A 23,608-nucleotide genomic window follows, 5' to 3' on the forward strand; every position below is an offset into this window, starting at 1 on the left:
GGAGTTAATGGGTTTTAAATTAAATATAAAGGGTAGTAATGACGAATTTAATGTTGAGCAAGAAAATATTATCAGCGTTAAATTTATTTCAGATACTCAGGATAGTTCTAATGCTAGATCAACAGATTTAAGTATAGGATTAGAAATAGAGGGGAAAATTATACCATCAATTGGTCAAAATGATATAGAGGATAATACAAGGAAATTACTATTATGGTCATTAGTAAGTGCAGAGGATCTAGAAGCATATAAAAGTATAACGTTAGAGGTTGTACTTGCAGGAAATGTAGTTCGTAAATTTTTATTATCAAATGCTTTTTTAGTAGATTATAATGAGTATTTTGATGAAAAAAATGGTAATGGATTATTCTTTTTAAAAATAAAACAAAAAAAAGAAAAAATAAAAGATATAGTAATTGAAGGTGGGTATCAAAAATAGGGGGTTAAATGATAGAAAATGAATATATTGTTCCAAAATTTTTAAGTAAAACTGTATTAAGAAGTGTTGATTTGTTCACAATAAATAAAAATATAAATAGTGCAAGTTTCTTAAAATATATGGATTATGAAAATGGAATTATAGTAGGTTTAAATGCTACTACAGATGGTAAAGCAGTTTTTATAGATAAAGGTATTTATAAATATAATGATGAAATAATATTTTTAGATAAAAAGATATCTATAGAATTACCTGATGAGGAAGGAGAATTTTTTGTATATTTAAAGACAGAAGATTATGAGGAGGAATATACAAAAAATAAAAGAATTTATTTAGTTATTACTAAAATAGAATCTAAAGATGACTTTGAGGTAGTTAGATTTAATTTAAGAAAAGGAGCTACACTTAAAAATTATAACTATGAACTTAAGAAATTTTCTATGGAATATAATTCGTTAAATATAAATGAAGTAAAATATTCTAAAACAGGTATTAATCCAAAATTACTTAAAAATTGGTCAAAAAAAATGATGGAACTAAAATTATCTGATAGTATGGATTTATGGATTTCATCATTATGTAGTATAGAGGCTATTAATATAGATGTTTTAAAAAAATATATTAGCACTAAGTTAGACTATGTAAAAGAAAAATTGAGTAATACTGAAATTTTAATTAAGTTATATGAAATTCTTGATATTTTAATAGATGAAAAAATAGACGAAGATTTTAATAAAAAAGTTGAAGTAGAATAGTATGAAAAGATTGTTTACTAGATTTAAAGGGGAATTTTTTAGGTATTTTTTTTCACTATTTAAGAGAAAGAATAAATTACAAAAAATAAATACTTACACTAATTATATATCTATATTAGTTATTCTTCTTATTATTTTTACTATATATATTTTTTTTAAATTTACAATTAAATCTTTAGTTATTACAAATTCAATTCTAAATATATATTTACTTTATTTTTTTTTATTCTATTATCCTCACGAAAGAAAAAGAAATATAAGATATATTAATAAGATTTTAAAAGAAAAAAAAGAAGAATATATAAAGGAATTAGAAAATGAAAAAACTAAAATTGATTTAAATAATATTACTACACTTACTCTAAAAGATGATTTTGATTATGATATTTATACATGGAATTTATTAGAAAAGAAATCTATAGTAATAGGTAAAAAAAATGAAAGAAATCAAGAAATTGATATAGATCTATCAAAACATGAGTATTCTCATTTAGTAAGTAGAATACATGGAGTTTTAAATAATGTAGATGGTAAATGGTATTATGAAGATTTAGGTTCTAAAAATGGTAGTGGTGTAGAAAGAAATAATAAAAAAAAGGAGAAACTTATTCCAACAAAATCATATTTAATTGAAGTTGGAGATATCATATATATAGGTGTAATAAAGTTATTAGTTAATTAAGGTGGTTTAATGAAGTTATTGAAATGTAGTAATGGACATATGTTTAATTCAGCTAAATATTCTAATTGTCCATATTGCGATGGAAATAAAATTAATATTTTAGAAGAAAATGATAAAAAACCTATTATATTAGAAGGTGAAGTAAAAACATCTGTTTACTGGATAAAAGAAACTAATATTTCTCCAGTAGTTGGATGGTTGGTCTGTATTTCTGGTGCTGAAAAAGGTAAAGATTTTAGACTAATAAATGAGAGAAATTTTATTGGTAGATCGTCAGAGATGCATGTTTGTATTGAAAATGATCATACTATAGCAAGAAAAAATCATTGTTCTATAACATATAATCCTAAACAACGTAACTTTGTAATTTCCCCAGGTGAAAGTAGTGGTCTGGTATACTTACAAGGTAAAGCTTTATATGATAGTAAACAAATATTTAATATGGACATTATAGAGATGGGGGAAAACAAGTTTATATTCATAGAATTATGTGGTATGAATTTTGACTGGAATTATTGATGGAAAATAAAAAAATTGAGATTTTACCCTGTGATATTAATAATAAAGATACCCATTTTGTATTCTATGAAAATGATGAATATACAATATGGGTATCTGTTTTTATTGAAGGGGAAAGAAATGATGATATTTTAGATAATATAATAGAAGAGTATATATATAGATTCAGTGAAAATGAAAAATTTACTGGAGAATATTTAAAAAAAATACTTTTAAAAATGCTTGATGAATATGAAGATAGAAAAGTTGAAAATGATATAGAGAATAGTAAAATATTTTTGTCATGTATATTAACAGATTACTCTAATGTGGTTTATGTATATATGAAAAATTATATCTTTAATATCATAAGATTAGAAGAAGTATATTACAAAAATGAAATTATAGATAGAGATGATTTTGTTGGTATAACAGAAATATTTCCCTTAAAAGATAACGATATTATTAATATATTTCTATATGATGAAAATATTTTATCAATAAAGGTAAATAAAGTAAATCAATTAACAAAATTTACAGTGAATAGTAGCATAAAATTTTATTTTTTTATTAGTTTATTACTATTATTAATATCTTATTTTATTTTTTGTAATATATATTTAAATAAGAAAATTGAAGAATTAGAGTATATTGTAAAAAGTATTAATTTTAATACTGATTTTGATTATAAAAATAATTCTATTAAGATTGAAAATGCAAGTATAAAAATAAAGAAAATAGAAAATAAGTTTCTATATTATACAACAAATAAAATAAAAAAAAGAGAGAAAATAATTAATGAAATAATTGAATTTAAAAATAAAAATGAATTATTAAAAGAACTTTTTAATAAAAGAAATGATGCTAAAAAACATATCTATGATAGAGAATTTATTAAATCAAAAGAAATTTATTCAAATATTCAAAATAATATAAATTTTTTATCCAATGATTGGGAAAATCTAATTAATAAAGAAATAGATGAATTGAACAGATTATTAATAATACAAAATAATGAATTATTTTTAAATAATGATGACGTAATAAAGAGTAATGATATTTTAGAAAATATACTAAAAGAATATGAAAAATCATTTTTTAATATTAATATTAAAGATTTAGAAATATATAAAGAAAGGTATAAAAAAAATATAGATGAAATCAAACTTAAACTAGATAATAGATATGTAAATATAGAAAAATTGATAAATGATGATATTATTAAATCTTTAGAAGAAATAAAATTTTTAAGGGATGAATATTTAAAATTAGGTTTAAAAAACGAAGTTGAATATTTAAATAGGTTTGAAAAAGAAGTTGATGAAAAAATAAACATTTTAGAAGAAAAAATGAAAAATAATTTTTCACAGCACAATAGTTATTATAATAATAAAGAATATACTACTGCAATTTCATATTTAGAAAAATCATTGTATTTTGCAAATCTATTAAATAACGAAGAAAAGAAAAAAGAAATCGAAGGAAAAATTAGACTTATATACAAAAAAAAGAAAAATATCGAGAATGAGAATATAAAGAAAAATGAAAAAACTTTAGATAAAGAAAAATTAGAATTTGAAATAAAAAAAAGTATAAAACTATCTATAGAAAAGGGTGATGATTACCTAAAAAATGATGAATATGAAAAAGCTTTTATTGAATACAAAAGAGCATTAGAATTAATGGGTAAAGTAAATTATTCTAAGAATATTAGAAAGGAAGTAGAAAAAAAATTACAGTACATAAACAAAAAAAAGGATAAAAAATGGTGGGAATTATGGAAATAAATTATTATAAAAAAATATTTGATCTTGATTTTCCTGAAAATAAATATATGTTCATACAAGAGTTAAATATAATGATTTTTATGCTAAAAAATAAAATTTCCTGTATACCTAAAATATTAAAGGTTAATTTTAAAAGAGAATACAAGGAAATATTTTTTGAAAAATTACATGGTAAAACTTTAAATGAAATAGATTTTGAAGAATATAATATAAAATCAAAACTTATTTTATTTATTAAAATTTTAGTTTCAGTAAAAGATATACACGATTTAGGTATAGTACATAATGACATTAATCTTGGAAATATTATTTTGAATGAAGATAAAGTATATATTATAGACTTTACAGAATCAAGGTTTATAGATACATATTATGAAAAAAAGTATATATCGTATACTAAAGGATTTTCATCTATAGAAAAATATTCATTAATAGAAAAAAATTTTAAAGAAAATGATACATATTCTTTAACTTCTATACTATATTTTTTCCTATTTAATAAGATATTTCCAGATATTAGTGAAATAAAATATCTAGAAATAAATCATGATAATAAAAAAATTGAAAAATTTCTTAAAAAAGGATTATCTTTTAATAAAGAAAATAGATTTTCTAATATCTCACAAATGATAAATTTGATAGGTGATATAATTGAAGAATTATAATAAAAATGATTTGCTATTAAAAAATAATTATGAACTATATGAAATAGCAAAAAAAGAAAATATTATTTCAAAGTATGATTTCGAGATAAAGAGAGATAAACTTATTATGAATATATTAAAAAACAATGAGTATATAAATAATATTTATATAGATGAATATTCAGAAGAGGGATATAGCTATTTACAAAATTATTTTGAAAATAATTTAAGATTGATAGAATACGAAAAATATGATTTTTATTTAGAAGAATTGATAATATATAAGGAAATAGTAACTAAAACTTTTGTAAAAATAAAAAAAAGTAAAATAGTTGATAAGAATATAGTGCTACTTGTAAATGAGTATAGATATATTTATGGTATATTTACAGTTAATATAATAGAAATTTACGATGAGTACTATAAATGTGAATTAACATTAATACCTGAATTAAATAGAATTACTTCGAATTTTAATAATGAAAAAATATTTTATGCTTTTATTCAAGACTCAAAAGATTTATATGATATATATTATGACAAATATAAAAAAGATGTTTTAAATGATAGCCTATATACATATATAGTACCAATTATTAGATATAAAATAATGAGTAATATAATTAAAATACCTAATCTATATGTTAAATTAGGTATAGACTATATAGAATCAAAATTTTTAAAAGAGAATTTTTTCTTTGAAATTTCTAATTTAGAAAATAATATATCGCTTAATTTTGGATCTATAGTAAAAAACATTTTAGTTGAAAATAATTATAAGGTAAATAGAAGTTTTTTTACAAAAATAGAATATGTATTAAATATGTATGATGAAGAAATAGTAATTAAAGATGAAAATCTAAATAGTAGAATAGTTAAATTTTATGATTTATACATAAAATTTATTAAATATTATGTAAATAAAATTGAATATAAAATAAAACAAAAAATAGAAAATGTGATTATACTTAAAAATGAAGAAGATAGTACAAATAATTATTATAGTTTAGAATGTATTAATAATTTGAAATATTTTAATGGTAAAGATAGAGAGTACACATATATATTATCGGACCTTGAATATTTTAAGATAATTTATGTTAAACACAATGTAAAAAATAATAAAGTTACATATAAATTAAATATAACAGCTCAAGTAATTCATGAAAATAATTTTTTGACAGAATTTAATTTTTTAAATCTTGTAATTGAGTATTTAAAAAATAACAAAGAATCAATTTTTGAAAATAGTATAAATATGTTTAAGTATTTGAAAGAAAATAAAGATATAGAAATTAGTGTTTCAAAAGAATATGACATAAAGATTAGAGAAGAAGCAAAATTACTGGTAAAAAATTATTTTAAAAATATAGAAATGAAGGAAAGTCGTGATTTGGATGATATAATAGTCTATCTTTCTTTTAAATCTATATATAGTTTTTTTGATAATTTTAAAATAATAGATATATTAAAGAAATTTTCTAATATTAAATTAGCTGGTAAGCTAGTTCATACAAGTTCATTTATTGAGGTTTTAAAAGAATTTATACCTGGAAAAATAATAGATTATAAAAAAGAGGTAAATGAATCAGAAATTTTTGAAATTATAGATGATTTTGAGAAGAAAAAAAGTAAGGGGAATATTAGTTTAGAATATAAATACATTCCTTTAAAATATGATATAATACTATCCTATAATAATTATTTAAGTGAAAAAATAAAAATAATTTCTTTTTATGAAAATATTACAAATTTTATAGATAAAGATAAAAATACAATTTTTGTTGAACTTAATGTTGAAAAAATATACCAATTCAAAGAAAATGTATATAATAATGTGAAAATATATTTACCTGAAAAATATATAGAACTTGATGAAAATGAATTACTACGCACAGATGAGTTAGGTATTAAAGATATTGAGTTAGATGAGGTAATAAATGATATAGTTAGAATATTTTTTTCATTTAGTAAAAAAAATATTATTAGATTATGCTATGTAAAACGTAATGAAGATCAGCTATATTGTAGTTTTGATGAATTAAAATTATGTGAAAATTGACAAATATAAATAAATTATGATATACTATATTGATTCAGAAACGGAGGTAGAATGAGAAAATTACTAGTTATACTTTTATTAGGTTTAACTTTTTCATCAGTTAATGCTAATGAAAATATTAATAGTAGTCATATCGAAAATGTTGAAGTCAATAACTCTGACATTAAAGAATTAATATCAGAATTAAAAGGAGAGCAAGAAGAAAATAAAGATAAAGCTTATGACCTAAACATTGAAATTAAAGAACAAAGTCCAGTAGAAGAAGAAACAGATAAAAAGAAAGAAAATAAAGAAGAAAATGAAACACAAGAGGTTGTAGAAACTAAAGTATATGAAACAGGTATTGCTTCATATTATGGTGAAAGATGGAACGGTAGAAAAACTGCCAGTGGAGAAATATTTGATACTTGGAAAATTTCTGCAGCACATAAAAAATTACCTTTTGGTACAAAAGTAAAAGTAACAAACATAAAAAATGGGAAATCTGTAATTGTTAGAATAAATGATAGAGGACCTTTTGTTAAAGGTAGAGTTATAGATTTAAGTAAAGCTGCTTTTAAACAAATTGAAGATTTAAATAAAGGTATTACCAAAGTTAAATTGGAAATTGTTAAATAATGTTTTGTTGACTTTGTTTAAAATGACTATAAATTTAATTAAAAATATAAGTTCAGATTATTCTGAACTTTTTCTATTATTTGATAAAATATAACTTTTATGATATAATGAATAGTAAAAATATAAAAAAATCGAAAGGGGAAAAAATGTTTCAAAAATTAGATGAAGTAGTTGAAAAATATGATGAAATTAATAGATTGCTGATGACACCGGAAGTCTTATCAGATCCTAAAAAATTAATGGAATATAATAAAAGTTTAAGTCAAATGTCTGAAATAGTTGAAAAATATCTAGCATATAAATCAAAAAAAGAGGCGTTGGATCAATATAAATCAGATTTAAAAACTGAAAAAGATGAAGAAATGATAGAAATGTTAAATATGGAAATAGATTCTATAGAAGAATCAATTCCACAATTAGAAGAAGAATTAAAAATATTATTATTACCTAAAGATCCAAATGATGAAAAGAATGTTATTGTTGAATTAAGAGCTGGTGCTGGAGGAGACGAAGCTGCATTATTTGTTTCTGATATATTCCGTATGTTTACAAGATATGCTGAAAGAAATAGATGGAAAACTGAAATTATAGATAAAAATGAGATAGGAGTAGGTGGGCTAAAAGAAATAACTTTCTTAATTAGTGGTAAAGGTGCATATTCAAGATTAAAATTTGAAAGTGGAGTACATAGGGTACAAAGAGTTCCTGACACTGAGGCATCAGGAAGAATACATACATCAACTATAACTGTTGCTGTATTACCAGAAATTGATGATGTTGAACAAGTTGAAATAAATCCATCGGATTTACAAATTGATACTTATAGATCAAGTGGAGCTGGAGGACAGCATGTAAATACTACGGATTCTGCTGTAAGAATTACACATAAACCTACAGGTATAGTTGTTACATCTCAAGATGGTAGATCACAAATAAAAAATAAAGAAGCTGCAATGAAAGTATTGGCCTCTAAGTTATATGAAATAGAAGTTGAAAAACAAAGAAGTTCTGTTGAAGCTGAAAGAAGAAGCCAAGTAGGTACAGGAGATAGATCTGAAAAAATAAGAACATATAATTATCCTCAAGGAAGAGTAACTGATCATAGAATTAAGTTAACTTTACATAGATTAGATGCAATATTAGATGGAGCTTTAGATGAAATTATTGATGCTTTAATAGCATTTAATCAAGCTGAATTATTAAAAAATTCAGGTGAAAATTAGTATGGATGACACTTTATTAACTTTACTAAATAAATCAGTTAAGTATTTAGAAAATAAAGGTTTCCCAAAAGCAAGATTTGTAGTTGAAAAAATAATGTCAGAAATTTTAGTGCTTGATAGAATTTCTTTATACTCAAATTTTGAAAGAATAGTTAGTAATGAAGAAAAAGAATTATTAAAACAGAAGTTATTGAGTTATAATGAAAATAAAAAAGAAGAAATAGTATTAGATACAGTAAGAGATTATTATGAAAAAACAAAGTTATATCTTGATAAAAAAGGAATATCTGAAAGTAATATTATTACAAATATTATTTTTTCTAATTTATTAAATACTGATTTAAGCTTACTTTTTACAAAGTATAGTACTATTTTAGATGAAGAAAAAAAATCTAAATTAAGAGAAATATTAAAGAAATTTGTAGATAAAAAAATACCTATACAGTATATTTTTAATGAACAAGTATTTTATGGTTATTCTTTTTATGTTGATAAAAATGTTTTAATACCTAGAATTGATACTGAAGTAGTTGTTGAAAAATCTTTAGAATTAATTGATAAAATAAATAATCCAAAAGTTTTGGATATGGGTACTGGTAGTGGAGCAATTGCATTAACTATAGGTCTTGAAAATCCAAGTTCAAAAATATTAGCTGTGGACATTTCTGAAAATGCTTTAAAAGTTGCAAAAAAAAATTCAGAAATATTAAAAGTATCAAATGTTAAATTCCTACACTCAGATTTATTTTTAAATGTAACATATAGAGATTTTGATTTAATAGTTTCAAATCCACCTTACATTTCAAAAGATGAAGTAGGTGTAATGGGAGAAGACGTTTTATTACATGAACCTGAGAATGCTTTATTTGCAGATTTAGGTGGATTATATTTCTATTATGAAATTTCTAAAAATGCTCTTAACTATTTAAAAGATGGAGGATATTTACTTTTTGAAATTGGATATATGCAAGGTAAAAAGGTAAAAGAAATTTTAGAAAGCTTTAATTATCAAGATGTTTGTATAGGGAAAGACTTAACTGGAAATGATAGATTTGTTTATGGTAAAAAGAAAGGATAATAATGAGAGTTGAAGATTTTGATTTTGATTTACCTTTAGAATCAATTGCACAACATGCAGTAGATCCAAGAGATCATTCAAAATTATTGGTATTAAATAAAAATAATGGTAGAATTGAAGATAAAATGTTTTATAATATTATTGATTATCTAACTCCTAATGATATTCTTGTAATTAATAGAACTAAAGTTATTCCTGCAAGATTATTTGGTAAAAAAATAAATGGAGTAGTAATGGAATGCTTTTTACTTAAAAGAATAGATTTAAAAAAATGGGAAGTATTATTAAGACCTGCTAAAAAATTAAAAATTAATGATAAATTGATATTTTCTGATAAATTATCTGCAAAATTATTAAAAATTAAAGATGATGGAAATAGAATAGTTGAATTTGAGTTTGATGGAGTATTTGAAGAAATTTTAGATGAACTTGCTGAAATGCCACTTCCTCCATATATTACAGAAAAGTTAGAAGATAAAAATAGATATCAAACAGTATATGCTAAATCTGGAGAATCTGTAGCAGCACCTACAGCAGGGTTACATTTTACTAATGAATTATTGGAAAAAATTCAAAAAAAAGGTGTTACTATAGCTGAGGTATTTCTAACTGTAGGATTAGGTACTTTTAGACCTGTTCAAGTAGATGATGTTAAAGATCATATTATGCATAGTGAAGAATTTGAAATACCTCAAGAAACAGCCAAAATCATAAATGAAGGTAAAAAAAATGGGAAAAGAATAGTTGCTGTAGGTACAACTTCAGTTAGAACTTTAGAATCATCCATTGATGAAAGTGGTAATTTAATTCCACAAAAATCAGAAACAAGTATATTTATATATGGTGAATATAAGTTTAAAATGGTTGATGCATTAATTACAAATTTTCACTTACCTAAATCAACACTAATTATGTTAGTATCATCTTTTGCGGGCAAAGATTACGTTATGAATGCATATAGACATGCAATTGAAAATAATTATAGATTTTTTAGTTTTGGTGATTCAATGTTTATACAAGGAGAATTATGAGAATTACATCTGGATATTTAAAAAATAGAGTTATTTTAAGTAGAGTAGGTAAAGAAACAAGACCTACATTAGAAAGAGTTAAAGAAGCAATATACAGCATTATATCTGATAAAGTTGAAGATGCAATATTTTTAGACCTTTTTTCAGGTACAGGAAATATGTCATTTGAGGCAATGAGTAGAGGTGCTAAAAGAGCAGTTATGATAGAGGCTGATAAAGAAGCATTGAGAGTTATTATAGAAAATGTTAATAATCTTAATCTTGAAAATAGTTGTAGAGCATATAAAAATGATGTTCTTAGAGCTATAGAAATATTAGAAAATAAGAATGAAACTTTTGATATAATATTTATGGACCCTCCATATAAAGAAAATTTAACTGAAAAAACATTAATTAAATTATCACAACATGATATACTTTCAAATGATGGAATAATAATTTGTGAGCATGGTAGATATGAAAAATTAAATAACGAAATAGGAAATTTCATCAAATTTGATGAAAGAGAATATAATAAAAAAATTGTAACTTTTTATAAAAAGAAATAGGAGTGTTTATGGCTAAGAAGAATTTTGAACAGATTTTAGATGAAATTAAAGATAGTATTTCAAAATTAGAAAGTTTTGATATTACATTAGAAGAGTCAATATCAGAATATGAAAATGCTGTAAAATTAATCAAAGAAGCTGAAAAAAAATTAAGAGAAGTAGAGGGTAAATTAGAAGTTATAAAAATAAATGTTGAGAAAGAATAAAATATGGAAAAATATTTATTAAAAATAAGAAAAAAAGTTGATAAAAGTATAAGAAAAATATTAAAAAAACATAAGTCAATCAAAGAAATAGATGAGATGTTAGAGTATTCAGTTTTATTGGGTGGAAAAAGAATAAGACCATCTATCATGTATATTTTAGCTGAAATATATAAAAAAGATTATAAAATGATTGAAAATGAAGCTGTAGCAATTGAATTAATACATGCATATTCTTTAGTTCATGATGATTTACCGTGTATGGATAATGATGAATATAGAAGAGGGAGCTTAACAGTTCATAAAAAATTTGGAGAAGCTAATGCAGTATTAATTGGTGATGCACTTCTTACTCTTGCTTTTTCAGTATTGGCTGAATCTGAATATTCAAATAAAAATAGTATTATTGCACTTTCGTACTATTCTGGACATAAAGGTATGATATTAGGTCAATATTTGGATATATTAAATGTAGAAAATGATGATATTAGTTTGAGAGAATTATTTGAAATTCATTTAAATAAAACAGCTATGCTACTTATGGCAACAGTTGAGATTGCTTCTATTAGTTTGTCATTAAACAATGAAGTAAGGAATGCTCTACGTAAATTTATTCTTTATTTAGGTATAGCATATCAAATACAAGATGATATTTTAGAATATGAATCAGATTTTGAAAAAATTGGTAAGAAGAATACTGATTTAAATAATGATAAATCAACTTTTCCAAAAATTCTTGGGTTAGAAGAATCAAAAAAATATTTAGAAAAATTTACAAGTATTGCTAAAGAAATAGTTGCTGGTAATCAAATGCTTATTGATTTTGCAGACTATTTATTATATAGGGAGTATTAATGTTTAGAGAAGAGAAAAATCTATATATAATTGATGAGTTCTTACAATTTAATTGTGTAGCTGCATTTACGAAAAAAAGTTTAGGTAATATGGCAGACTATATTTCTAACGAAAATTCTAAAATAAATAGAGAAAATAGTTTATTAGAATTGGGTTTAGAAAATAAAAAAATAGTATTTGCTATGCAAAAACATACAAACAATATTATATATATTGATCAAAATGATGATATATCTAAATTTGTTAATATTGATAATGTTGATGGATTTGTTACTAAGAGAAAAGATGTTGCAATTTTTACTTTTTATGCGGATTGTTTACCTATTTTCATTTTAGATAAAGAAAATGGTGCTTTTGGATCTGCTCATTCTGGTTGGGTAGGGACAACAAAATTAATAATATATAAGCTTATAGATGAAATGATAAATAAATTTTCTTCTAAAAAAGAAAATTTATTAATAGGCTTGGGAATAGGTATAGATGCTCAAGATTATGAAGTTGGATTGGAATTCTATGAAAATTTTCAAAAATTATTCCCAAAATATTATGAAAAATGTTTTGAAAAAAATAATGGAAAGATATATTTTAATAATACATATTTAAACGAGTTATTAGCATTAGATTATGGTATTTTAAAAACAAATATTATTGTAGATAATAGAGGTGTTAAAAAAGCAAATACATTTTCACATCGTTTAGACAAAGAAAATGTTGGTAGATCTGCTGCTATAATATCAATGAAGGAGTAAAATGCAACAAAGAAATAAATTAGTTTCTATTTTTATGCTTTCATTTTTATTAATTATGATGAATAATAAAATAGTTAATAATACTAGCAATTCATTTCAATTTAATAAAATAATTACAAGCGTCATAAAAATAGAAAAAGAAAAAAATGAAGATGTAAATATAGAAAATAATAAAAATAAGTTTTTTCTTTATTTTAAAAAAGAGAGAAGACAAGAAATCAAATTATTTTTTTGTAAATTAATTTTTACTTTTGATAAGTTAAATGGAAGGAATAATTTGAAATATCTAGAATAAAATTTTTCTTATTTAAGTAAATAAAAAAAATAAGGAGAGAATATGAAAATAGTAGATTTAATTAATAAAATTTTTGGAACTTCAGACGAAAAAGTTATCAAAAAAATGAGAAAACAAGTAGAGAAAATAAATGCATTAGAGCCATCTATGGAGGCACTAACTAATGAACAATTGAGTGCAAAAACTCAAGAATTTAAAGACAGATTAGCAAACGGAGAAACATTAGATGACCTATTGGTCGAAGCTTTTGCAGTAGTTAGGGAAACAGCAAAAAGGTTAACAGGAATGAGAGTATATGATGTTCAATTAATAGGTTCTATGATAATACATAGTGGTAGAATAGCAGAAATGAAAACTGGAGAAGGTAAAACACTGATGTCAACTCTTGCAATTTATTTGAATGCACTTACAGGAAAAGGAGTTCACGTTGTTACAGTTAATGATTATCTTGCAAAAAGGGATAGAGACACTATGGCACACATATATGACTTTTTAGGTCTTACATCAGGTGTTATAATTGCAAATTTAGATAATGAAACAAGAAGAGCTCAATATAACTGTGATATTACATATGGTACTAATAATGAGTTTGGATTTGATTATTTAAGAGATAACATGGTACATGATCCTAGTGAAAAAGTTCAAAGAGAACATAATTATGCTATAGTTGATGAAATAGATTCAATTTTAATAGATGAAGCAAGAACACCTTTAATTATTTCAGGTCCTGCAGAAGAAACTACACATTTATATGATGTATTTGCAAATGTTGTTTTACAATTAAAAAGAAGTTTTAAAACTGAAGAAATTAAAGATAAAAAGAATACTGTAATACCTGATGAAAATTGGGAAGATTATGAAGTAGATGAAAAAGCTAAAACAGTTACAATTACTGATAAAGGTATAAAAAATGTTGAAAAAATACTAAAAATAGATAATCTTTATTCACCTCAATACGTTGAATTAACACATTATTTATCACAGGCTTTAAAAGCTAAAGAGTTATTCAAGAAAGATAGAGATTATATTATAAATGAAAAAGATGAAGTAATTATAGTTGATGAATTTACAGGAAGATTAATGGATGGAAGAAGATATTCTGATGGATTACATCAAGCTATAGAAGCTAAAGAACATTTAAAAGTTGCTGGTGAAAATCAAACTCTTGCAACTATAACATTACAAAATTACTTTAGAATGTATGAAAAATTATCAGGGATGACTGGTACAGCAAAAACAGAAGAAGAAGAATTTAAACAAATTTATAAATTAGGTGTAGTAGTAGTACCTACAAATAGACCTGTACAAAGAAAAGATTTACCAGATGTTATATATCAAACTACTAGAGCTAAATATAGAGCAATAGTTAATAAAATTATTGAATTATTTGAAAAAGGTCAACCAGTTCTTGTTGGTACTGCATCAATAGAACATTCTGAATTATTATCTTCTTATTTAACTAAAGCTAGAATACCTCATGAAGTTTTAAATGCTAAATATCATGAAAGAGAAGCGGATATTGTTGCACAAGCTGGAAGATATAAAACAGTTACGATAGCTACTAATATGGCAGGACGTGGAACAGATATTAAATTAGGAGGAGATCCAGATTCATTAGCTGTTAAAGTTGCTGAACGTGGTACACCAGAATATTATGAAGCATTCAAAACATATGAAAAAGAATGTTTAGAAAATAAAAAGAAAGTTCTTGAAGCTGGAGGATTATTTATCTTAGGTACTGAAAGACATGAAAGCCGTAGAATTGATAATCAGTTAAGAGGAAGAGCTGGTCGTCAAGGAGATCCAGGAGTATCAGAATTTTATCTTTCATTAGAAGATGATCTTATGAGATTATTTGGTGGAGATAGATTAAAATCAATGATGAAGGCTTTAAATATACCTGAAGAAGAAGACATTAGACATAAGAGAATATCTAAAGCTGTTGAAAATGCACAAAAGAGAATAGAAAGTAGAAACTTCTCTATAAGAAAAAGTTTAATAGAATATGATGATGTAAATAATAAACAAAGAGAAGTTATATATAAACAAAGAGACCAAGTTTTATACAATGAGGAATTAAGAGAGTTAATATATGATATGATAGATAATACTGTAGTTTCAACTGTAAACGAAACTTTATCTCCAAATAAAAATGAATGGGATTTTGAAAATTTAAGTTCTAAAATTTATGAAATTTATGGTGTAGAATTACCAGAATCAGTAAAAAGTGCTAATAAAATTGAAGAAATTTATGATATCTTATACAACAGTGTTAAAGAAAAATATGATGATAAAGTTTTAGAAATAGGAGAAGAACAATTTTCTAAAATTGAAAGATATATTATGCTTGAAGTTCTAGATCAAAAATGGAGACAAAATCTTAAAGATTTAACTGAATTAAGAGAAGGTATAAATTTACAATCATATGGGCAAAAAAATCCAGTAAATGAATATAAAATTGCAAGTACAGATGTTTATAATGATATGATAGATGGAATAAACAGAGAAACTACATCTTTCTTAATGAAATTAAAATTAAATGTTCCTGAAGAATTAACTACTGTAAATGAAGAAGTTATTGAGACAGTTGATGAAGAAACTGAATTTGTAAGTAGAAGAGAAAGAATGGAAGAAAATGAATAAAAATTAAAAAGAGAATTTTTTATAAATTCTCTTTTTACTTAAGGATGTGAATTATGTTAAATAAAATAGTAAAAATAGAGGATATATTTGAAGTACTTTATGATAATCTATATATAAAAAACGAAGAATTGATTTTAAATAATGAAAAAATATTTAATACAATATTTGAAGACAAATCTTTAAAATTAAAGAAATTAGCAAAAATAAAATTTGAAATGAAAAAATATTTTTATAATTTACAGTTTATAAAAATTAAAAAAAGCTTTGATAATGAAAATAAAAACATGACGTATAATGTAGATACATTATCTAGATTAGAAATTACAAAGGCAACAAATGAATTAAATAAAGAAAACATGTTTGATTATAAAAATATTATTATACATTCTGATGTATTATCAAATTTACAAAATCACTTAATATGTGAAAAAGGTTGTCCATTAAATTCATCTAAAGTAGAAGAAGAATTAAGAATGAAGATAATAATTAATAACGATATAACGATAAATGAAAAAAATGAGTATATTTCTTATGTAATGTCTGATAAAATTTTTGCCATTAATGTTGAACTTGAAAATGTTGAAAATGATGAAAGTGCTACTACAAAAATAAAATATTATTTTGAAGTTATTGATAAAAATAATATCATAAGAATAGTTACAAATAATTAGAAAAATGTAAAAATTACTTGTAATTTATCTTAAATTATGTTATTATAACTTAATAAATATTTTTGGAGGAAAAAAATGATAAATATTGTAGTTATATTAAAAAAAAAGATGATGCACATGTATTAAAAGCTTGTATCTTTGGGTACAAGCAATTTGTGTTTGTGCCTCTAATGTAACTACATAAGTCAGGCACTAAAGCCTGGCTTTTTATTTTAAGGAGGAAATATGCCATACTTAAGTATAGAAAAATTGACCAAAAAATTTGATGAAAAAATTGCAGTAAATTCTGTAAATTTAGAAATATCAAAAGGTGAAATATTTGGTATTATAGGTTTATCAGGTGCTGGAAAGTCTACTTTAATAAGAATGATTAATAAATTAGATAAACCAACAACTGGTACAATTAAACATGAAGATAAGGATATTTTTCTATTAAATGATAAGGAAACTAGAGAATATAGAAAGAAAACATCAATGATTTTTCAAAGCTTTAATTTATTATCTTCAAGAACGGTTTTTGAAAATGTATCTTTACCTTTAGAAATTTCTAAAGTATCAAAAAGTGAAATAAATGAAAAAGTAAATCAACTTTTATCTTTAGTTGGTCTTGATAAATTTAAAAATGAATATGTTAATAATTTAAGTGGAGGTCAAAAACAAAGAGTTGCAATTGCAAGAGCACTTTCTACAGACCCTGAGATTTTACTTTCAGATGAGTCAACTTCTAGTTTAGATCCCATTACTTCAAATTCTATATTAGAATTATTAAAAGATATAAATGTTAAGTTGGGTATTACAATAATTTTAATTACACACCAAATGGAAGTAATTAAGAAAATTTGTGATAGAGTTGCAGTAATGAAGGATGGAGAAGTTATTGAAGTTTCAACTGTAAAGGATTTATTCTTAAATCCTAAAACTAAATTTTCTAAAGAATTAATTAGTGATTTAAAAATTGAAGTTCAAACTGGTAAAGCAAATACTTTAAATTTATTTTTTGATGGTGACCAAGCTGATAAACCATATGTTTCTGAATTAACAAGAGAATTTAATATAGATATTAATATTTTTGGTGGATCTATAGATACTTTAGCAAGTGGAGTAAAAGTAGGACACTTAAATGTTGGAATTGAAACAGATAATATTGAAGAAGTAATTTCATGGTTAGAAAAAGAAGGTATTAAAGTTGAGGTGGTTAAATAATGATAATTAAAGCAATATTAGAAACACTATATATGATATTTATTTCTATAATTATAGCAAGTATCATTGGTTTACCATTAGGTATATTACTTTCTATAACAAAAGAAGGTTCTATATCTGAAAATAAAACATTAAATAAAATTCTTGATTTATTTATTGTTAATATTACAAGATCAATACCTTTTGTAATACTTATAGTTTTATTAATACCATTATCTAGATTTATTGTTGGAAAATCATATGGAACTACTGCTTTTATTATTCCACTTTCTATTGGTACTGCTCCATTTGTAGCAAGAATAATAGAAAATTCATTAAATGAAGTAAGTTATGGTTTAATAGAAGCTGCTATTTCAATGGGAGCAACTAATAAAGATATTGTATTTAAGGTATTAATACCTGAATCAATACCTTCTATTATTAATGGTCTTACACTTACACTAATATCTTTAGTTGGTTTTTCAGCTATTGCAGGAATTATTGGTGGAGGAGGGTTAGGGAACCTAGCTGTTATAGAAGGATTCCAAAGAGGTAATTATAAGTTAATGTATTTATCAACATTTATATTGATAATTATTGTTCAAATAATACAATTTATTGGAACAAAAATAGTAAAATTTATTGAAAAGAAAAGAGGTAGGTAGATGTTTAAAAAATTATTATTTTTATTTTTAACATTTGTTGCAATTTCATGTACTGGAGGTAAAAGTACTGATGCAGAAACACAAAAATTAGTATTAGGAGTTTCTCCTATTCCACATCAAGAAATCGTGGAATTTGTAAAAGAAGATTTAAAAGATGAAGGGATAGATTTAGAAATAGTTGTATTTAATGACTATGTTCAACCAAATATCTCATTAAAAGATGGAAGTATAGATGCTAACTATTTCCAACATGTACCATATATGGAATCATTTGGTAAAGAAAATAACATAGAAATGGTAAGTGCTGGTGGAATACATTTAGAGCCATTAAAAGCATATTCAGAATCTATTAAAGATATAAACGAAATACAAGATGGTTCAGGAGTATTAATACCTAATGATCCTACAAATAGAGGGAGAGCTTTATTATTATTAGATGAGGTAGGATTAATTAAATTATCAAGTAGAGATAAATTAGATGCTGATGTATCTGATATAGTTGAAAATTCTAAAAACTTAGTAATTACAAGTTTAAATTCTGAGCAAATAGCTCCAAGATTATCAGAAGTTGCTTTAGCAGTTATTAATACTAATAATGCATTAGCAGCTGGTGTTACAAAAGAAAAAGCAGTAATAGTTGAAGGAAAAGACTCTCCATATGTAAATATAATAACTGTATTAAAAGGTAACGAAAATGATGAAAGAGTACAAAAATTAGTTAAAGTATTACAAAGCGATAAAGTTAAACAATTTATAGCTGAAAAATATAATGGAGAAGTAGAAGTTGGATTCTAATTAGACTGCATCAAATGATGCAGTTTTTTTTAAAAGGAGGAAAAGTAATGAAAAGAATTATTTTATTATTCACGTTAATTATTTCAGCAATAACTTTTGCTGAAATTAAAAGCGATAAAATTGAAATAAAAAATGGGTACTATACTATACCTGCAATATATACATATAATACTGATTCTAAAAATTCACCCTTAGTAATAATGATACATGGAACAGCATCTAATAAAGATGAAGTAAATGGTACCTATATTAAAATGGCAGATTCATTAGCTAAAAATAATATATCTAGTATAAGATTTGATTTTAATGGTACAGGAGATTCGAAAGTAAATTATTTACACTATACACTTACTTCAGCTACAAGTGATGTAAAAAAAGTTATAGAATTTTCTAAAAAATTAACTACAGGTAAATTAGGGTTATTAGGTTGGTCACAAGGTGGAACTATAGCTCTATTAAGTGGAGATGACCAAAATATAAATTCAATTTCTACTTGGGCGGGTGCTCTTAATATGTTTAATGAAAATAGAATTAAAGAATATGAAGAATCTAAAGAAAATGGATATTTTATTAATGAATTTTCATGGAGAAGTCCACTTAAATTTTCACATCAATGGTATAGTGAAGTTAAAAATCTAGATATAGTTTCAGAAATAAAAGAGATAAAAGCGCCAATTTATGCAGTATCGGGCTTAGATGATGATGTTGTAAATCCTAGTGATGCAGACTTTATTGTAAAAACATCTAAAAATACATTATCACGTGTTGAGAAAATAGAAAATGCAGATCATATTTTTTATACTTTTGATCCTATAAAGTCAAAAATAGATATATTAATTCAAAAAACAACCAATTGGTTCATAGAAACACTTAAATAGTATTTATTTATAGCATTAAATATGTTTAGACTAAGGCAATTTAAATTGACTTAGTCTTTTTTGTTTAGTATAATTAATATATATAAATAGAAGTAGAAAGAGAGAAAATATGGATAATAAAAATGAATTTAGTTTAAAAAGGTTTTTACCTTTAATTTATATGATAACAGTACTTCTGATAGCTTTAATTTCTTTTAAAGTTTCAATGTATTTATTTCCTTTTGTAATTTCACTAATTGTTGTTACAGTTACTAGAAAGCCTGTGCATTATCTTGTTAATAAATTAAATTTTAATGTTAAAATTGCAAATGCTATAGTAATATTGTTATTTTACTTAATAATACCAATAATATTAGTATTGCTAATTATTAGATCATATAACGAAATATATAATTTTTCTAATTGGTTAATTAAAAATGTAGATACTTTTAAAGATATCACAGCACACTTAACAGAGAAATTTAATATTTTTGAAAAAGTATTGCCGCCAGTTGCAATTACTTCTATAAAAAATCTATTAGGAACTTTAATAGGGAAAATAACTAATTTAGGATTCATTATTGCCAATTACTTACTATCTGTTACATTGAAATTGCCTGTAATATTTGTATATGTTGTAATCACTATTAGTGCGACATTCTTAATGGCTGCTGATTTAGAAATGGTTAATAATTTTTTTGAAAAACAATTTCCTAAAAGTTGGATAGAAAAGTTCAAACAAATTAGAGTTGATGTTGTAGATGTTGCATTTAAATATTTGAAGGCTCAATTAATATTGATTTCATTATGTTTTATAGAATTGGTAATAGGTCTAAGTATAATAAACATTTTTGTAAGTCCTATTAATTATGTATTTATTGTTTCTATTGCCATTGCTTTATTTGATGCTTTACCAATATTAGGAGCTGGAGGTATTTTAATACCTTGGACTATTTATTGTTTCTCAACAGGTAAATATATTTTAGGTCTATCAATTTTAATTCTTTATGTATACATTACAGTTACACGTATGACTTTAGAACCTCGTATTTTAAGTAAAAATTTAAGTGTTAATCCACTTTTATCATTACTTTCATTATTTGTTGGATTTAAGATATTTGGTGTTGTAGGATTTTTATTTGGTCCTATATTATTGACAATAATGACTATTTTATTTAAAGAAGAAATCAATAAAGGCTTCTTTAAAATATTAGCTGGAGAATTTGTAGAATAAAAAAATTAAAGGAGAAAAATGAAAAGAAAATTAATAATCTTGTTAATTGCTTTATTACCTTTATCATATTCATATATGGATATGTCTATTAGTAAAAAAAATATTAATCAGGAAATTGTATATGTTGAAAAAGGAGACACAATAAAAAAAATATATAGTAAATTTAATTTTAAATATGGTATAGTTGATAAAATATTTTTGAAAATTAATCCAAAACTTGCAAATATTAAAGAAGGTATGTATAAATTTAATATAGGAAAAATATCTAAAATACAATTATTAAAGGGATTACAAGAACCATATATAGATAACATTACTTTAACAATACCAGAAGGGTTTACACAAAAAAAATTATTAAAAAGAATAGAAAGTTTAGGGTTGGCAATTGAAGAAGAAATGTTAGAGGCACTTAATTCTATAGATTTTCCTTTTTATCATGAAAAAGATAACTTTGATGGATATTTATACCCTGAAACATATTTAATACCTAGAGGGACTGAAGCTAAAAAAATTGCTGAAATAATTCTTGGAGAATTTTCAAAACAATTTCCACCTGAAAATTATAATGATAAAAAGAAATTTTATGATGATATTAAATTGGCATCTATAGTAGAGTTTGAAACAGGAGAATTAGAGCACAAATCAAAGGTAGCAGGAGTATTTAAAAAAAGACTAAGAATAAATATGTTGTTACAATCTGATGCAACTTTAAAATATGAATTAGGTAGAATGGCTTATAAAAAAGAATTAATGGAAAGTGAATCTTTATATAATACATATAAACATAAAGGTTTACCTCCAACCCCTATCTGTAGCCCTTCTAAAGAAACTATTGTAGAAACTATAAATGCTGAAGAAGATAAGTATTTATTTTTCTTTATGGATGGTGGTAAAACTTACTATTCAGAAACACATGAAGAACATTTAAGAAAGAGAAGATCAATAAAATGAAATATTTGAAATATATTTGTGTTTTAAGTCTACTATTTTCATGTACTAATATTGAAAATAGAGCTAATAAAAACATTGAAAAGCAAGTAATATACAATAATCAGAATAAAGTTTTAAGAGATGATGTTAGAGTTAGACTAAGTAATTTGGAGAAAAATAAATTGGATATTATTTTAGATCAAAACATGCTTATTAATGGAGTAACTCCAAATAATTTATATATTAAAGTTGAAGCTGTTGATAATACTATATATATAGATGGAGAAAGTTTTGACAAAATATATATTACTAATGAAAATAGTATTATTAAAATCGGGAAATATTATTTTTATGGAGATATTGAAATAAAAGCACTTGATTCTAAATTGATATTAATAAATAAATTAAATATGGAGAAATATTTATTAGGAGTAATCCCTTTTGAAATGCCTGCATCATTTCCTTTGGAAGCATTAAAAGCACAAACTGTAATTGCAAGAAGTTATGCATATAGAAATATTTTGAGAAATAAAAAAGATTTTGATCTATATGATGGAACTATATCTCAAGTTTATCAAGGAATACCTAATAATAGTGTAGATAATGTAAAAAGAGCAATTAATGAAACTAAAGGTGAAGTAATTGTATATAACAATAATATTATAGATGCAGTATTTCATTCATATAGTGGTGGTTATACAGCTAGTGGTAAAGAAGTATGGGGGAATGATGTTCCGTATTTACAAGCTGTAGAAGATAATTTTTCTAAAGGTGTACATTCTTCAGTACTAACATGGGAATTTAACATTGATAAAAATACATTGAATGAGAAAATTGGATTTATACCTATAGATTTTGATATTAAATATTCTGAAAGTAAAAGAGTAACAAGTTTAATATTATACAACGAAGATCATACTAAAGAATATATTTTTACTGGCAATAGTTTTAGAAAAATGTTCTCTTTATCAAAAATTAAATCAACATCTTTTACTATAAATTTAAATGATGAAGGTATGAAAGTTGTTGGTTCGGGATATGGACATGGTGTTGGTTTTTCACAATGGAGTTCTAAGACTATGGCCATAGATCATAATATGAACTATATTGATATTATAAAATATTTCTATAAGGATGTAAGTGTTTTAAAGAAAGGTGAATAAA

25 protein-coding genes are annotated in these 23,608 nt (G+C 23.5%); all 25 read left to right on the forward strand.

The genetic code is table 11. The annotated features are described in order from the left end of the window. The first annotated feature begins 7 nt into the window (after positions 1 to 7). The 25 genes from AYC60_RS00915 to AYC60_RS01035 all read left to right on the forward strand — a co-directional run bounded on the left by AYC60_RS00915 (position 8) and on the right by AYC60_RS01035 (position 23,607). Positions 8 to 439 (forward strand): hypothetical protein, encoded by a 432-nt coding sequence (locus AYC60_RS00915; protein WP_067320140.1) that lies wholly within the window; start codon positions 8 to 10, stop codon positions 437 to 439. An 8-nt stretch (positions 440 to 447) separates the two neighbouring features. Then, positions 448 to 1,194: a hypothetical protein gene (locus tag AYC60_RS00920; RefSeq protein ID WP_067320143.1), complete on the forward strand. Its 747-nt coding sequence runs from the start codon at positions 448 to 450 to the stop codon at positions 1,192 to 1,194. A 1-nt stretch (position 1,195) separates the two neighbouring features. Beyond that, complete coding sequence (locus AYC60_RS00925; RefSeq protein WP_067320146.1) at positions 1,196 to 1,876, forward strand: FHA domain-containing protein; 681 nt, start codon at positions 1,196 to 1,198, stop codon at positions 1,874 to 1,876. A 9-nt stretch (positions 1,877 to 1,885) separates the two neighbouring features. After that, complete coding sequence (locus AYC60_RS00930) at positions 1,886 to 2,395, forward strand: FHA domain-containing protein (RefSeq protein ID WP_067320149.1); 510 nt, start codon at positions 1,886 to 1,888, stop codon at positions 2,393 to 2,395. Continuing rightward, entirely contained in the window at positions 2,395 to 4,161 is a 1,767-nt protein-coding gene (locus AYC60_RS00935) for a ligand-binding sensor domain-containing protein (protein ID WP_067320151.1), read from the forward strand. Before AYC60_RS00930 ends, AYC60_RS00935 begins: the two co-directional genes overlap by 1 nt. Beyond that, a complete protein-coding gene (locus tag AYC60_RS00940; RefSeq protein WP_067320154.1) occupies positions 4,152 to 4,826 on the forward strand; it encodes a protein kinase domain-containing protein in 675 nt (224 codons plus the stop codon). Before AYC60_RS00935 ends, AYC60_RS00940 begins: the two co-directional genes overlap by 10 nt. Further along, positions 4,813 to 6,867, forward strand: a complete 2,055-nt coding sequence (locus tag AYC60_RS00945; protein WP_067320156.1) for a transcriptional regulator — start codon at positions 4,813 to 4,815, stop codon at positions 6,865 to 6,867. The genes AYC60_RS00940 and AYC60_RS00945 overlap by 14 nt, the downstream gene beginning before the upstream one ends. A gap of 51 nt (positions 6,868 to 6,918) precedes the next feature. Continuing rightward, positions 6,919 to 7,485: a septal ring lytic transglycosylase RlpA family protein gene (locus AYC60_RS00950; RefSeq protein WP_067320159.1), complete on the forward strand. Its 567-nt coding sequence runs from the start codon at positions 6,919 to 6,921 to the stop codon at positions 7,483 to 7,485. Between the two features lie 146 nt (positions 7,486 to 7,631). Next, positions 7,632 to 8,708: a peptide chain release factor 1 gene (gene prfA / locus AYC60_RS00955; protein WP_067320162.1), complete on the forward strand. Its 1,077-nt coding sequence runs from the start codon at positions 7,632 to 7,634 to the stop codon at positions 8,706 to 8,708. Between the two features lies 1 nt (position 8,709). Continuing rightward, complete coding sequence (gene prmC / locus AYC60_RS00960) at positions 8,710 to 9,786, forward strand: peptide chain release factor N(5)-glutamine methyltransferase (protein WP_067320165.1); 1,077 nt, start codon at positions 8,710 to 8,712, stop codon at positions 9,784 to 9,786. A 2-nt stretch (positions 9,787 to 9,788) separates the two neighbouring features. Further along, entirely contained in the window at positions 9,789 to 10,817 is a 1,029-nt protein-coding gene (queA, locus tag AYC60_RS00965; RefSeq protein ID WP_067320167.1) for a tRNA preQ1(34) S-adenosylmethionine ribosyltransferase-isomerase QueA, read from the forward strand. Next, entirely contained in the window at positions 10,814 to 11,365 is a 552-nt protein-coding gene (gene rsmD, locus AYC60_RS00970) for a 16S rRNA (guanine(966)-N(2))-methyltransferase RsmD (protein ID WP_067320169.1), read from the forward strand. Before queA ends, rsmD begins: the two co-directional genes overlap by 4 nt. Positions 11,366 to 11,373: 8 nt before the next feature. Next, positions 11,374 to 11,571 (forward strand): exodeoxyribonuclease VII small subunit, encoded by a 198-nt coding sequence (xseB, locus tag AYC60_RS00975; RefSeq protein ID WP_067320171.1) that lies wholly within the window; start codon positions 11,374 to 11,376, stop codon positions 11,569 to 11,571. Positions 11,572 to 11,574: 3 nt separating this feature from the next. Next, positions 11,575 to 12,423, forward strand: a complete 849-nt coding sequence (locus tag AYC60_RS00980; protein ID WP_067320174.1) for a polyprenyl synthetase family protein — start codon at positions 11,575 to 11,577, stop codon at positions 12,421 to 12,423. Further along, positions 12,423 to 13,172, forward strand: coding sequence for a polyphenol oxidase family protein (locus AYC60_RS00985; protein WP_067320177.1), 750 nt, complete (start codon positions 12,423 to 12,425; stop codon positions 13,170 to 13,172). The genes AYC60_RS00980 and AYC60_RS00985 overlap by 1 nt, the downstream gene beginning before the upstream one ends. A gap of 1 nt (position 13,173) precedes the next feature. Then, the gene (locus AYC60_RS00990; RefSeq protein ID WP_067320179.1) at positions 13,174 to 13,467 is read left to right on the forward strand and encodes a hypothetical protein; all 294 of its coding nucleotides are present in this window, start codon (positions 13,174 to 13,176) and stop codon (positions 13,465 to 13,467) included. A gap of 42 nt (positions 13,468 to 13,509) precedes the next feature. Further along, positions 13,510 to 16,110, forward strand: coding sequence for a preprotein translocase subunit SecA (gene secA, locus AYC60_RS00995; protein WP_067320181.1), 2,601 nt, complete (start codon positions 13,510 to 13,512; stop codon positions 16,108 to 16,110). A 53-nt stretch (positions 16,111 to 16,163) separates the two neighbouring features. Next, entirely contained in the window at positions 16,164 to 16,781 is a 618-nt protein-coding gene (locus AYC60_RS01000) for a hypothetical protein (RefSeq protein WP_067320184.1), read from the forward strand. A 225-nt stretch (positions 16,782 to 17,006) separates the two neighbouring features. Continuing rightward, the gene (locus tag AYC60_RS01005) at positions 17,007 to 17,984 is read left to right on the forward strand and encodes a methionine ABC transporter ATP-binding protein (RefSeq protein WP_067320187.1); all 978 of its coding nucleotides are present in this window, start codon (positions 17,007 to 17,009) and stop codon (positions 17,982 to 17,984) included. Continuing rightward, positions 17,984 to 18,628 carry a methionine ABC transporter permease gene (locus tag AYC60_RS01010; protein WP_067320190.1) on the forward strand — a complete coding sequence of 215 codons (645 nt, stop codon included), beginning with the start codon at positions 17,984 to 17,986 and terminating at the stop codon, positions 18,626 to 18,628. Before AYC60_RS01005 ends, AYC60_RS01010 begins: the two co-directional genes overlap by 1 nt. Continuing rightward, positions 18,629 to 19,423, forward strand: a complete 795-nt coding sequence (locus AYC60_RS01015) for a MetQ/NlpA family ABC transporter substrate-binding protein (RefSeq protein ID WP_067320192.1) — start codon at positions 18,629 to 18,631, stop codon at positions 19,421 to 19,423. 47 nt (positions 19,424 to 19,470) lie between these two features. Beyond that, entirely contained in the window at positions 19,471 to 20,301 is an 831-nt protein-coding gene (locus tag AYC60_RS01020; RefSeq protein ID WP_067320194.1) for an alpha/beta hydrolase family protein, read from the forward strand. A gap of 109 nt (positions 20,302 to 20,410) precedes the next feature. After that, the gene (gene ytvI, locus AYC60_RS01025; protein WP_067320196.1) at positions 20,411 to 21,514 is read left to right on the forward strand and encodes a sporulation integral membrane protein YtvI; all 1,104 of its coding nucleotides are present in this window, start codon (positions 20,411 to 20,413) and stop codon (positions 21,512 to 21,514) included. 18 nt (positions 21,515 to 21,532) lie between these two features. Then, on the forward strand, positions 21,533 to 22,465 hold the full coding sequence (gene mltG, locus AYC60_RS01030; RefSeq protein ID WP_067320198.1) for an endolytic transglycosylase MltG: 933 nt from the start codon (positions 21,533 to 21,535) through the stop codon (positions 22,463 to 22,465). Continuing rightward, a complete protein-coding gene (locus AYC60_RS01035) occupies positions 22,462 to 23,607 on the forward strand; it encodes a SpoIID/LytB domain-containing protein (protein ID WP_067320201.1) in 1,146 nt (381 codons plus the stop codon). The genes mltG and AYC60_RS01035 overlap by 4 nt, the downstream gene beginning before the upstream one ends. The last annotated feature ends 1 nt before the right edge of the window (position 23,608 follow it).

Source organism: Streptobacillus felis (assembly GCF_001559775.1).
In the GTDB taxonomy this organism is placed as follows: Bacteria; Fusobacteriota; Fusobacteriia; order Fusobacteriales; family Leptotrichiaceae; genus Streptobacillus; species Streptobacillus felis.

Bases quoted from the DNA above. Each gene is read 5' to 3' on its own strand.
- AYC60_RS00915 (WP_067320140.1), top strand. From the start codon at position 8: ATGGGTTTTAAATTAAATATAAAGGGTAGTAATGACGAATTTAATGTT.
- AYC60_RS00920 (WP_067320143.1), top strand. From the start codon at position 448: ATGATAGAAAATGAATATATTGTTCCAAAATTTTTAAGTAAAACTGTA.
- AYC60_RS00925 (WP_067320146.1), top strand. From the start codon at position 1,196: ATGAAAAGATTGTTTACTAGATTTAAAGGGGAATTTTTTAGGTATTTT.
- AYC60_RS00930 (WP_067320149.1), top strand. From the start codon at position 1,886: ATGAAGTTATTGAAATGTAGTAATGGACATATGTTTAATTCAGCTAAA.
- AYC60_RS00935 (WP_067320151.1), top strand. From the start codon at position 2,395: ATGGAAAATAAAAAAATTGAGATTTTACCCTGTGATATTAATAATAAA.
- AYC60_RS00940 (WP_067320154.1), top strand. From the start codon at position 4,152: ATGGAAATAAATTATTATAAAAAAATATTTGATCTTGATTTTCCTGAA.
- AYC60_RS00950 (WP_067320159.1), top strand. From the start codon at position 6,919: ATGAGAAAATTACTAGTTATACTTTTATTAGGTTTAACTTTTTCATCA.
- prfA (WP_067320162.1), top strand. From the start codon at position 7,632: ATGTTTCAAAAATTAGATGAAGTAGTTGAAAAATATGATGAAATTAAT.
- prmC (WP_067320165.1), top strand. From the start codon at position 8,710: ATGGATGACACTTTATTAACTTTACTAAATAAATCAGTTAAGTATTTA.
- queA (WP_067320167.1), top strand. From the start codon at position 9,789: ATGAGAGTTGAAGATTTTGATTTTGATTTACCTTTAGAATCAATTGCA.
- rsmD (WP_067320169.1), top strand. From the start codon at position 10,814: ATGAGAATTACATCTGGATATTTAAAAAATAGAGTTATTTTAAGTAGA.
- xseB (WP_067320171.1), top strand. From the start codon at position 11,374: ATGGCTAAGAAGAATTTTGAACAGATTTTAGATGAAATTAAAGATAGT.
- AYC60_RS00980 (WP_067320174.1), top strand. From the start codon at position 11,575: ATGGAAAAATATTTATTAAAAATAAGAAAAAAAGTTGATAAAAGTATA.
- AYC60_RS00985 (WP_067320177.1), top strand. From the start codon at position 12,423: ATGTTTAGAGAAGAGAAAAATCTATATATAATTGATGAGTTCTTACAA.
- AYC60_RS00990 (WP_067320179.1), top strand. From the start codon at position 13,174: ATGCAACAAAGAAATAAATTAGTTTCTATTTTTATGCTTTCATTTTTA.
- secA (WP_067320181.1), top strand. From the start codon at position 13,510: ATGAAAATAGTAGATTTAATTAATAAAATTTTTGGAACTTCAGACGAA.
- AYC60_RS01000 (WP_067320184.1), top strand. From the start codon at position 16,164: ATGTTAAATAAAATAGTAAAAATAGAGGATATATTTGAAGTACTTTAT.
- AYC60_RS01005 (WP_067320187.1), top strand. From the start codon at position 17,007: ATGCCATACTTAAGTATAGAAAAATTGACCAAAAAATTTGATGAAAAA.
- AYC60_RS01010 (WP_067320190.1), top strand. From the start codon at position 17,984: ATGATAATTAAAGCAATATTAGAAACACTATATATGATATTTATTTCT.
- AYC60_RS01015 (WP_067320192.1), top strand. From the start codon at position 18,629: ATGTTTAAAAAATTATTATTTTTATTTTTAACATTTGTTGCAATTTCA.
- AYC60_RS01020 (WP_067320194.1), top strand. From the start codon at position 19,471: ATGAAAAGAATTATTTTATTATTCACGTTAATTATTTCAGCAATAACT.
- ytvI (WP_067320196.1), top strand. From the start codon at position 20,411: ATGGATAATAAAAATGAATTTAGTTTAAAAAGGTTTTTACCTTTAATT.
- mltG (WP_067320198.1), top strand. From the start codon at position 21,533: ATGAAAAGAAAATTAATAATCTTGTTAATTGCTTTATTACCTTTATCA.
- AYC60_RS01035 (WP_067320201.1), top strand. From the start codon at position 22,462: ATGAAATATTTGAAATATATTTGTGTTTTAAGTCTACTATTTTCATGT.